Here is an 11,394-nt window from a genome sequence, read left to right as displayed (position 1 = left end):
CAGAGGGATGGGTGATTTATTCAGTTGCCAAACCCGCTGGAGTATTGAGATAATTTTCAGTCTGACTCTCGCAATATCTTATGAGGTTTCAGTTCATGTCCTGCGGCGCTCTCTGAGCGAAGCGGGTTTATCATTAACGAATAGTCTTAGTAGTACCGAAAAAATGGCAGAGAAACGCAATATCTTTCTGGTTGGGCCTATGGGTGCCGGAAAAAGCACTATTGGGCGCCAGTTAGCTCAACAACTCAATATGGAATTTTACGATTCCGATCAAGAGATTGAGAAACGAACCGGAGCTGATGTGGGCTGGGTTTTCGATTTAGAAGGCGAAGAAGGCTTCCGCGATCGCGAAGAAAAGGTCATCAATGAGTTGACCGAGAAACAGGGTATTGTGCTGGCTACTGGCGGCGGCTCTGTGAAATCCCGCGAAACGCGTAACCGTCTTTCCGCTCGTGGCGTTGTCGTTTATCTTGAAACGACCATCGAAAAGCAACTTGCACGCACGCAGCGTGATAAAAAACGCCCGTTGCTGCACGTTGAAACACCGCCGCGTGAAGTTCTGGAAGCGTTGGCCAATGAACGCAATCCGCTGTATGAAGAGATTGCCGACGTGACCATTCGTACTGATGATCAAAGCGCTAAAGTGGTTGCAAACCAGATTATTCACATGCTGGAAAGCAACTAATTCTGGCTTTATATACTCTCGTCTGCGGGTACAGTAATTAAGGTGGATGTCGCGTTATGGAGAGGATTGTCGTTACTCTCGGGGAACGTAGTTACCCAATTACCATCGCATCTGGTTTGTTTAATGAACCAGCTTCATTCTTACCGCTGAAATCGGGCGAGCAGGTCATGTTGGTTACCAACGAAACCCTGGCTCCTCTGTATCTCGATAAGGTCCGCGGCGTACTTGAACAGGCGGGTGTTAACGTCGATAGCGTTATCCTCCCTGACGGCGAGCAGTATAAAAGCCTGGCTGTACTCGATACCGTTTTTACGGCGTTGTTACAAAAGCCGCATGGTCGCGATACTACGCTGGTGGCGCTTGGCGGCGGCGTAGTGGGCGATCTGACCGGCTTTGCGGCGGCGAGTTATCAGCGCGGTGTACGTTTCATTCAAGTCCCGACGACGTTACTGTCGCAGGTCGATTCCTCCGTTGGCGGCAAAACTGCGGTCAACCATCCCCTCGGTAAAAACATGATTGGCGCGTTCTACCAGCCAGCTTCAGTGGTGGTGGATCTCGACTGTCTGAAAACGCTTCCCCCGCGTGAGTTAGCGTCGGGACTGGCAGAAGTCATCAAATACGGCATTATTCTTGACGGTGCGTTTTTTAACTGGCTGGAAGAGAATCTGGATGCGTTGTTGCGTCTGGACGGTCCGGCAATGGCGTACTGTATTCGCCGTTGTTGTGAACTGAAGGCAGAAGTTGTCGCCGCCGACGAGCGCGAAACCGGGTTACGTGCTTTACTGAATCTGGGACACACCTTTGGTCATGCCATTGAAGCTGAAATGGGGTATGGCAATTGGTTACACGGTGAAGCGGTTGCTGCGGGTATGGTGATGGCGGCGCGGACGTCGGAACGTCTCGGGCAGTTCAGTTCTGCCGAAACGCAGCGTATTATAACCCTGCTCACGCGGGCTGGGTTACCGGTCAATGGGCCGCGCGAAATGTCCGCGCAGGCGTATTTACCGCATATGCTGCGTGACAAGAAAGTCCTTGCGGGAGAGATGCGCTTAATTCTTCCGTTGGCAATTGGTAAGAGTGAAGTTCGCAGCGGCGTTTCGCACGAGCTTGTTCTTAACGCCATTGCCGATTGTCAATCAGCGTAACAACAAGAAAGGTCAGGCCGCTTATCAAGCGGTCTATTAGCTTCAGGTTAATTGCAACGTGGTAAGCATTAACCTTTTAGTGGGGTGTTAAATGGATGAATTCAAACCAGAAGACGAGCTGAAACCCGATCCCAGCGATCGTCGTACTGGTCGTTCTCGTCAATCTTCTGAACGTTCTGAGCGTACTGAACGTGGCGAACCGCAGATCAATTTTGATGATATTGAACTTGATGACACTGACGATCGCCGTCCGACTCGTGCGCAAAAAGAGCGCAATGAGGAACCGGAAATCGAAGAAGAAATTGACGAATCCGAAGATGAAACCGTGGATGAAGAGCGCGTAGAGCGTCGTCCGCGTAAGCGCAAAAAAGCAGCCAGTAAACCCGCTTCTCGTCAGTATATGATGATGGGCGTCGGCATTCTGGTTCTCCTGCTGTTGATCATCGGTATCGGTTCTGCGCTAAAAGCCCCCTCGACCCCTTCCAGCGATCAAACCGCGTCTGGCGAGAAGAGTATTGATCTTGCTGGCAATGCGACCGATCAGGCGAATGGCGTGCAGCCAGCGCCGGGAACCACGTCTGCGGAAAATACTCAGCAGGATGTTTCTCTGCCGCCGATCTCTTCTACGCCGACTCAAGGGCAAACCCCGGCGGCAACGGATGGTCAACAACGTGTTGAAGTGCAGGGTGACCTGAACAATGCGCTGACCCAGCCACAAAATCAGCAACAGTTGAATAATGTGGCGGTCAATTCCACGTTGCCGACTGAACCCGCGACGGTCGCGCCTGTTCGCAATGGCAATGCATCGCGTGACACGGCGAAAACGCAAACCGCTGAACGTCCGGCCACTACGCGTCCAGCTCGCCAGCAGGCGGTGATTGAACCGAAAAAACCGCAAGCAACCGTGAAAACGGAACCGAAGCCGGTAGCACAGACGCCGAAGCGTACTGAACCAGCTGCTCCTGTGGCGAGCACGAAGGCACCGGCTGCGACCTCTACGCCAGCACCAAAAGAGACCGCAACTACGGCTCCAGTACAGACGGCATCCCCGGCGCAAACCACGGCAACACCAGCCGCTGGAGGGAAGACCGCAGGTAATGTTGGTTCGTTGAAATCGGCACCGTCCAGCCATTACACTCTGCAGCTGAGCAGTTCCTCTAACTACGACAACCTGAACGGTTGGGCGAAGAAAGAGAATCTGAAAAACTACGTTGTCTATGAAACGACGCGTAATGGTCAGCCGTGGTATGTCCTGGTTTCTGGCGTGTACGCTTCGAAAGAAGAGGCGAAAAAAGCGGTATCTACATTGCCAGCAGATGTCCAGGCCAAAAACCCGTGGGCGAAACCGCTGCGTCAGGTACAGGCCGATCTGAAGTAATCAAGGTTATCTCCCGCAATGGTTTATCATCGCGGGAGTTGCCTGAAGCGCTGGATGCTGTCGGAGCTTTCTCCACAGCCGGAGAAGGTGTAATTAGTTAGTCAGCATGAAGAAAAATCGCGCTTTTTTGAAGTGGGCAGGGGGCAAGTATCCCCTGCTTGATGATATTAAACGGCATTTGCCCAAGGGCGAATGTCTGGTTGAGCCTTTTGTAGGTGCCGGGTCGGTGTTTCTCAACACCGACTTTTCTCGTTATATCCTTGCCGATATCAATAGCGACCTGATCAGTCTCTATAACATTGTGAAGATGCGTACTGATGAGTACGTACAGGCCGCACGCGAGCTGTTTGTTCCCGAAACAAATTGCGCCGAGGTTTACTATCAGTTCCGCGAAGAGTTCAACAAAAGCCAGGATCCGTTCCGTCGGGCGGTACTGTTTTTATATTTGAACCGCTACGGTTACAACGGCCTGTGTCGTTACAATCTGCGCGGTGAGTTTAACGTGCCGTTTGGCCGCTACAAAAAACCCTATTTCCCGGAAGCAGAGTTGTATCACTTCGCTGAAAAAGCGCAGAATGCCTTTTTCTATTGTGAGTCTTACGCCGATAGCATGGCGCGCGCAGATGATGCATCCGTCGTCTATTGCGATCCGCCTTATGCGCCGCTGTCTGCGACCGCCAACTTTACGGCGTATCACACAAACAGTTTTACGCTTGAACAACAAGCGCATCTGGCGGAGATCGCCGAAGGTCTGGTTGAGCGCCATATTCCAGTGCTAATCTCCAATCACGATACGATGTTAACGCGTGAGTGGTATCAGCGCGCAAAATTGCATGTCGTCAAAGTTCGACGCAGTATAAGCAGCAACGGCGGTACACGTAAAAAGGTGGACGAACTGCTGGCTTTGTACAAACCAGGAGTCGTTTCACCCGCGAAAAAATAATTCTCAAGGAGAAGCGGATGAAACAGTATTTGATTGCCCCCTCAATTCTGTCGGCTGATTTTGCCCGCCTGGGTGAAGATACCGCAAAAGCCCTGGCAGCTGGCGCTGATGTCGTGCATTTTGACGTCATGGATAACCACTATGTTCCCAATCTGACGATTGGGCCGATGGTGCTGAAATCTCTGCGTAATTATGGCATTACTGCCCCTATTGATGTGCATCTGATGGTGAAACCGGTCGATCGCATTGTGCCAGATTTCGCTGCCGCTGGTGCCAGCATCATAACCTTTCATCCAGAAGCCTCCGAGCATGTTGACCGCACGCTGCAACTGATTAAAGAAAATGGCTGTAAAGCGGGGCTGGTATTTAACCCGGCAACACCGCTGAGCTATCTGGATTACGTGATGGATAAGCTGGATGTGATCCTGCTGATGTCCGTCAACCCTGGTTTCGGCGGTCAGTCTTTCATTCCTCAAACACTGGATAAACTGCGCGAAGTACGTCGTCGTATCGACGAGTCTGGCTTCGACATTCGACTGGAAGTGGACGGCGGCGTGAAGGTGAACAACATTGGCGAAATCGCTGCGGCAGGTGCCGATATGTTCGTCGCTGGTTCGGCCATTTTCGATCAGCCAGACTACAAAAAGGTCATTGATGAAATGCGCAGTGAACTGGCAAAGGTAAGTCATGAATAAGTTTGAAGATATTCGCGGCGTCGCTTTTGATCTCGATGGTACGCTGGTGGACAGTGCTCCTGGTCTGGCTGCTGCGGTAGATATGGCGCTGTATGCGCTGGAGTTGCCCGTCGCAGGTGAAGAACGCGTTATTACCTGGATTGGTAATGGCGCAGATGTTCTGATGGAGCGTGCATTGACCTGGGCGCGTCAGGAACGTGCGACTCTGCGTAAAACAATGGGTAAACCGCCCGTTGATGACGACATTCCGGCAGAAGAACAGGTACGTATTCTGCGTAAACTGTTCGATCGCTACTATGGCGAGGTTGCCGAAGAGGGGACGTTTTTGTTCCCGCACGTTGCCGATACGCTTGGCGCATTGCAGGCAAAAGGCCTGCCGCTAGGTCTGGTCACCAACAAACCGACGCCGTTCGTCGCGCCACTGCTCGAAGCCTTAGATATCGCAAAATACTTTAGCGTGGTCATTGGCGGCGATGATGTGCAAAACAAAAAACCGCATCCGGACCCACTGTTACTGGTGGCTGAGCGGATGGGCATTGCCCCACAACAGATGCTGTTTGTTGGCGACTCACGCAATGATATTCAGGCAGCAAAAGCAGCTGGTTGCCCTTCTGTTGGTTTAACCTATGGATATAACTACGGCGAGGCTATCGATCTTAGCCAGCCTGATGTAATTTATCAGTCTATCAATGACCTTCTGCCCGCATTAGGGCTTCCGCATAGCGAAAATCAGGAATCGAAAAATGACTAAGCCCATCGTTTTTAGTGGCGCACAGCCCTCAGGTGAATTGACCATTGGTAACTACATGGGTGCGCTGCGTCAGTGGGTAAACATGCAGGATGACTACCATTGCATTTACTGTATCGTTGACCAACATGCGATCACCGTGCGCCAGGATGCACAGAAGCTGCGTAAAGCAACACTGGATACGCTGGCGTTGTATCTGGCTTGTGGTATCGATCCTGAGAAAAGCACCATTTTTGTTCAGTCCCACGTGCCGGAACATGCGCAGTTAGGCTGGGCACTGAACTGCTATACCTACTTCGGCGAACTGAGCCGCATGACGCAGTTTAAAGATAAATCTGCGCGTTATGCCGAGAACATCAACGCGGGTCTGTTTGACTATCCGGTGCTGATGGCTGCGGACATCCTGCTGTATCAAACTAATCTGGTACCGGTGGGTGAAGACCAGAAACAGCACCTGGAACTGAGTCGCGATATCGCTCAGCGTTTCAACGCGCTGTATGGCGATATCTTTAAAGTGCCGGAGCCGTTTATTCCGAAATCTGGCGCGCGCGTAATGTCGCTGCTGGAGCCGACCAAGAAGATGTCCAAGTCTGACGATAACCGCAATAACGTTATCGGCCTGCTGGAAGATCCGAAATCGGTAGTTAAGAAAATCAAACGCGCGGTCACTGACTCCGACGAGCCGCCGGTAGTTCGCTACGACGTGCAGAACAAAGCGGGCGTTTCCAACCTGCTGGATATCCTTTCTGCGGTAACTGGCCAGAGCATCCCGGAACTGGAAAAACAGTTCGAAGGCAAGATGTATGGTCATCTGAAAGGCGAAGTGGCTGATGCCGTTTCTGGTATGCTGACTGAATTGCAGGAACGTTATCACCGTTTCCGCAATGACGAAGCCTTCCTGCAACAGGTGATGAAAGACGGCGCGGAAAAAGCCAGTGCACACGCTTCTCGTACGCTGAAAGCGGTGTACGAAGCGATTGGTTTTGTGGCGAAGCCGTAATTTAACATTAATGCCAAAAACCGGGGAAACCCGGTTTTTTTATCCTCATTTGCAATAATCCGAAAAAATGTGAAGCGCCTCGCCGTTTCCACATCTCACAGTTGCCACTTATCTTCATTTTAATGAAGATATAAACATTCATTTTATTGAAAATATATTATGCGTCGAACGTTTATCAAAAAAGAAGGCGTCGTTATCACGACACTGGCCCGTTATTTGTTGGGTGAAAAGTGCGGTAATCGACTGAAAACCATAGATGAGCTGGCAACTGAATGCCGTTCATCGGTTGGTCTGACACAGGCCGCATTGAAAACACTGGAATCAAGCGGCGCGATACGGATAGAACGCCGCGGGCGCAATGGCAGTTATCTGGTGGAAATGGATAACAAAGCACTGCTGAGTCATGTGGATATCAACAACGTTGTGTGTGCCATGCCCTTGCCCTATACCCGCTTGTACGAAGGTTTAGCGAGTGGACTGAAAGCTCAGTTTGATGGCATTCCTTTTTATTATGCGCACATGCGCGGTGCGGATATTCGCGTGGAGTGTTTGCTTAACGGTGTCTATGACATGGCGGTGGTTTCCCGACTGGCGGCAGAAAGTTATCTCACGCAAAAAGGCTTATGCCTCGCGCTGGAGTTGGGGCCGCATACCTACGTTGGTGAGCATCAGTTGATTTGCCGTAAAGGGGAGTCTGCAAAGGTGAAACGCGTGGGGCTGGATAACCGTTCGGCGGATCAGAAAATTATGACCGATGTCTTTTTTGGCAGTAGCGATGTAGAACGTGTCGATCTCTCTTATCACGAGAGTTTACAACGCATTGTTAAAGGCGATGTCGATGCGGTGATCTGGAATGTGGTAGCGGAGAGCGAACTGGCCATGCTGGGATTAGAAGCGATGCCACTGACGAACGATCTGCGATTTTTACAGGCTACTGAAGCCGTGATACTAACACGTGCCGATGATTACCCGATGCAACAACTGCTGCGTGCAGTTGTTGATAAACAGGCCCTGCTTGCTCATCAACAGCGAGTAGTCAGTGGGGAACAGGAACCCAGTTATTAAACGAAAGGCATCTGAAATGGAAACCAGACTCAACCTGCTTTGTGAGGCAGGCGTTATTGATAAGGACATCTGCAAAGGCATGATGCAGGTCGTCAACGTACTGGAAACAGAGTGCCATCTACCGGTGCGCAGCGAGCAAGGAATGATGGCGATGACACATATGGCGAGCGCACTGATGCGCAGTCGCCGTGGTGAAGAAATAGAGCCGCTGGATAACGAATTGCTGGCAGAGCTGGCGCAATCCAGCCACTGGTCAGCCATTTTACAATTGCATCAGGTGTTGTTGAAGGAATTCGCACTGGAAGTTAACCCGTGTGAAGACGGCTATTTGCTGGCCAACCTTTATGGATTATGGATGGCCGCTAACGAAGAGGTCTGAATCTCCCGGCAAATCCACGTCGCGCATCTTAAATATTCAAAAAAATGAATATTTAATTCAAGGAACAGAAACGAGGCAACAAGATGTTTGTAGAAGCATTGAAACGCCAGAACCCGGCACTGATTTCCGTCGCACTCAGTTTGTGGCAACAGGGCAAAATCGCCCCGGACAGTTGGGTAATCGACGTCGATCAGATACTGGAAAACGGTAAGCGGCTGATTGAGACGGCGCGGCTTTACGGTATTGAACTGTATCTGATGACCAAACAGTTCGGTCGTAATCCGTGGCTGGCAGAAAAACTGCTGGCGCTGGGTTACAGCGGCATTGTGGCGGTGGATTACAAAGAGGCACGAATCATGCGCCGCGCAGGTTTACCGGTGGCGCATCAGGGGCATCTGGTGCAAATCCCTTGTCATCAGGTGTATGACGCTGTTGAACAGGGAACCGACGTCATCACCGTGTTTACCCTCGATAAAGCGCGGGAAGTTTCTGCCGCAGCGGTAAAGGCCGGACGGATCCAGCCTGTGCTGCTCAAAGTTTATAGCGACGATGATTTTCTTTATCCGGGGCAGGAGAGCGGTTTTGTACAGCATTCGCTGCATGAGGTGGTTGCTGAAATTAAGAAACTGCCGGGGCTGCATTTAGCCGGATTAACCCATTTCCCTTGCCTGCTTTGGGATGAGGCTGCCGGGAAAGTTTTGCCGACACCGAATCTTCACACGCTGGTACAAGCACGGGATCAACTGGCGAAATCTGGTATTGCGATTGAGCAACTGAACGCGCCTTCAGCGACCAGCTGCACTTCGCTGCCATTGCTGGCGGAATACGGTGTGACTCATGCCGAACCCGGTCATGCGCTGACGGGCACTATTCCGGCAAACCAGCAGGGCGACCAGCCTGAACGTATCGCCATGCTCTGGTTAAGTGAAATTTCCCACCATTTCCGTGGCGACAGCTACTGCTACGGCGGCGGTTACTACCGTCGTGGGCATGCGCATAACGCACTGGTATTTACGCCAGAAAATCAAAGCATTACTGAAACATATCTCAAAGCCGTAGATGACAGCAGTATCGACTACACCCTGCCGCTGGCAGGCGAGCATTCGGTAAGCAGTGCTGTGGTGCTCTGCTTTCGCACGCAGATTTTTGTCAGCCGTAGCGATGTGGTGCTGGTGTCCGGTATTCACCGTGGCGAACCGGAAATCGTTGGTCGTTATGACAGTCTTGGAAGCTCTCTGGAGGCGTAATGGCGCGATTTGTGGTGTTAGTGATTGATAGCTTTGGCGTAGGGGCAATGAAAGATGTCACGTTGGTGCGTCCGCAGGATGCCGGGGCGAATACCTGTGGTCACATCCTGAGCCAGTTGCCGCATTTACAGCTACCAACGCTGGAGAAAATGGGGCTAATCAACGCATTAGGTTATGCGCCTGGCGATATGCAGCCGTCAGACTCCGCAACCTGGGGCGTTGCAGAGTTGCAACATGAAGGTGGCGACACCTTTATGGGGCATCAGGAAATTTTAGGCACGCGCCCGTTACCGCCGCTGCGGATGCCCTTTCGCGATGTGATTGACCGTGTTGAGCAGGCATTAGTCACCGCTGGCTGGCGGGTTGAGCGCCGTGGCGAAGAGTTGCAATTTCTGTGGGTTAATCAGTCGGTTGCCATTGGCGATAACCTCGAGGCGGATTTAGGCCAGGTCTATAACATCACCGCCAATCTCTCTGCGATCTCTTTTGACGACGCAATCAAAATTGGTCGTATCGTGCGTGAGCAGGTACAGGCCGGTCGGGTCATTACATTTGGCGGCCTGTTAACTGACAGTCAGCGCATTCTCGATGCCGCAGAAAGCAAAGAAGGGCGCTTTATTGGCATCAATGCGCCGCGTTCTGGCGCTTATGACAACGGTTTCCAGGTCGTACATATGGGCTATGGCGTCGATGAAAAAGTGCAGGTGCCGCACCAACTGCATCAAGTGGGCGTGCCCACGGTGCTGGTGGGTAAGGTGGCAGATATCGTCAGCAATCCTTATGGCGTGAGCTGGCAAAACCTGGTGGATAGCCAGCGGATTATGGATATCACCCTCGACGAATTTAACACGCATCCGACGGCGTTTATTTGCACCAATATCCAGGAAACCGACCTCGCTGGTCACGCAGAAGACGTCGCACGTTATGCCGAACGTTTGCAGGTCGTTGACCGTAACCTTGTCCGGCTTGTTGAGGCGATGCAGCCAGATGATTGCCTGGTCGTGATGGCGGATCACGGTAACGATCCGACCATTGGTCACAGCCACCATACCCGTGAAGTAGTGCCAGTGCTGGTTTATCAGCAAGGGCTGGTCCACACGCAACTCGGTGTGCGCACCACGCTTTCTGATGTGGGGGCTACCGTGTGTGAATTTTTCCGTGCGCCACCGCCACAAAATGGTCGCTCTTTTCTTTCCTCCCTCCGGTTTGCAGGAGACACCCTATGAGTTTTGATCCGACGGGCTTCACCCTCGCCCATGAGCATCTGCATATTGATCTCTCCGGCTTTAAAAACAACGTGGACTGCCGCCTTGATCAGTATGCGTTCATTTGCCAGGAGATGAACGACCTGATGGCACTGGGTGTGCGTAATGTGATTGAGATGACCAACCGTTACATGGGGCGCAATGCACAATTTATGCTCGATGTAATGCACGAGACGGGGATCAACGTGGTGGCCTGCACCGGTTATTACCAGGACGCGTTTTTCCCGCAACATGTGGCGACCCGCAGCGTGCAGGAACTGGTGCAGGAGATGGTCGATGAAATTGAACAGGGTATCGATGGCACGGAGCTGAAAGCCGGGATCATCGCGGAGATCGGCTCCAGCGAAGGAAAGATTACGCCGCTGGAAGAGAAGGTATTTATTGCCGCCGCGCTGGCACATAACCAGACCGGACGCCCGATCTCCACGCATACGTCGTTCAGCACGATGGGGCTGGAGCAATTGGCTCTGCTGCAAGCCCACGGAGTTGATCTTTCGCGCGTCACCGTTGGTCACTGCGATCTGAAAGACAACCTCGACAACATTTTGAAGATGATCGATCTCGGCGCGTATGTGCAGTTCGACACCATCGGCAAGAACAGTTACTACCCGGACGAAAAGCGCATTGCGATGCTCCACGCGCTACGTGACCGTGGTTTGCTGAACCGCGTCATGCTGTCGATGGATATTACGCGCCGCTCCCATTTAAAAGCCAACGGTGGTTATGGCTATGACTATTTATTAACCACCTTTATTCCGCAATTGCGCCAGTCAGGATTCAGTCAGGCCGATGTGGATGTGATGTTACGTGAAACTCCCTCTCAATTTTTCCAATAAGGACAGAC

12 protein-coding genes are annotated in these 11,394 nt (G+C 51.9%); all 12 read left to right on the top strand.

Annotation, left to right across the window (positions count from 1 at the left end; translation table 11 throughout):
- Positions 1-163 precede the first annotated feature (163 nt).
- The 12 genes from aroK to ATB02_RS10060 all read left to right on the top strand — a co-directional run bounded on the left by aroK (position 164) and on the right by ATB02_RS10060 (position 11,386).
- Positions 164-685: a shikimate kinase AroK gene (gene aroK, locus ATB02_RS10115; protein ID WP_000818618.1), complete on the top strand. Its 522-nt coding sequence runs from the start codon at positions 164-166 to the stop codon at positions 683-685.
- Between the two features lie 56 nt (positions 686-741).
- On the top strand, positions 742-1,830 hold the full coding sequence (gene aroB, locus ATB02_RS10110; RefSeq protein ID WP_000439850.1) for a 3-dehydroquinate synthase: 1,089 nt from the start codon (positions 742-744) through the stop codon (positions 1,828-1,830).
- 91 nt (positions 1,831-1,921) lie between these two features.
- Complete coding sequence (gene damX, locus ATB02_RS10105; protein ID WP_105271507.1) at positions 1,922-3,208, top strand: cell division protein DamX; 1,287 nt, start codon at positions 1,922-1,924, stop codon at positions 3,206-3,208.
- 106 nt (positions 3,209-3,314) lie between these two features.
- The gene (gene dam, locus ATB02_RS10100) at positions 3,315-4,151 is read left to right on the top strand and encodes an adenine-specific DNA-methyltransferase (RefSeq protein ID WP_000742143.1); all 837 of its coding nucleotides are present in this window, start codon (positions 3,315-3,317) and stop codon (positions 4,149-4,151) included.
- 17 nt (positions 4,152-4,168) lie between these two features.
- Positions 4,169-4,846, top strand: a complete 678-nt coding sequence (rpe, locus tag ATB02_RS10095) for a ribulose-phosphate 3-epimerase (protein WP_000816280.1) — start codon at positions 4,169-4,171, stop codon at positions 4,844-4,846.
- Positions 4,839-5,597, top strand: a complete 759-nt coding sequence (gene gph / locus ATB02_RS10090) for a phosphoglycolate phosphatase (RefSeq protein ID WP_001031720.1) — start codon at positions 4,839-4,841, stop codon at positions 5,595-5,597. The genes rpe and gph overlap by 8 nt, the downstream gene beginning before the upstream one ends.
- Entirely contained in the window at positions 5,590-6,594 is a 1,005-nt protein-coding gene (gene trpS / locus ATB02_RS10085; RefSeq protein WP_000165543.1) for a tryptophan--tRNA ligase, read from the top strand. The genes gph and trpS overlap by 8 nt, the downstream gene beginning before the upstream one ends.
- A 159-nt stretch (positions 6,595-6,753) precedes the next feature.
- Positions 6,754-7,659 carry a GntR family transcriptional regulator YhfZ gene (yhfZ, locus tag ATB02_RS10080; RefSeq protein WP_105271506.1) on the top strand — a complete coding sequence of 302 codons (906 nt, stop codon included), beginning with the start codon at positions 6,754-6,756 and terminating at the stop codon, positions 7,657-7,659.
- A gap of 16 nt (positions 7,660-7,675) precedes the next feature.
- A complete protein-coding gene (locus ATB02_RS10075; RefSeq protein ID WP_105271505.1) occupies positions 7,676-8,038 on the top strand; it encodes a PRD domain-containing protein in 363 nt (120 codons plus the stop codon).
- Between the two features lie 83 nt (positions 8,039-8,121).
- On the top strand, positions 8,122-9,285 hold the full coding sequence (locus ATB02_RS10070; RefSeq protein ID WP_105271504.1) for a YhfX family PLP-dependent enzyme: 1,164 nt from the start codon (positions 8,122-8,124) through the stop codon (positions 9,283-9,285).
- Entirely contained in the window at positions 9,285-10,511 is a 1,227-nt protein-coding gene (locus tag ATB02_RS10065) for a phosphopentomutase (RefSeq protein WP_105271503.1), read from the top strand. Before ATB02_RS10070 ends, ATB02_RS10065 begins: the two co-directional genes overlap by 1 nt.
- Complete coding sequence (locus ATB02_RS10060) at positions 10,508-11,386, top strand: phosphotriesterase-related protein (protein WP_105271502.1); 879 nt, start codon at positions 10,508-10,510, stop codon at positions 11,384-11,386. Before ATB02_RS10065 ends, ATB02_RS10060 begins: the two co-directional genes overlap by 4 nt.
- The last annotated feature ends 8 nt before the right edge of the window (positions 11,387-11,394 follow it).

The sequence above is a fragment of the Escherichia sp. MOD1-EC5189 genome, assembly GCF_002966045.1.
Lineage (GTDB): Bacteria > Pseudomonadota > Gammaproteobacteria > Enterobacterales > Enterobacteriaceae > Escherichia > Escherichia coli_F.
Note: the sequence above shows the minus strand (reverse complement) of the source record. Positions and strands in the feature narration are given on the sequence as shown.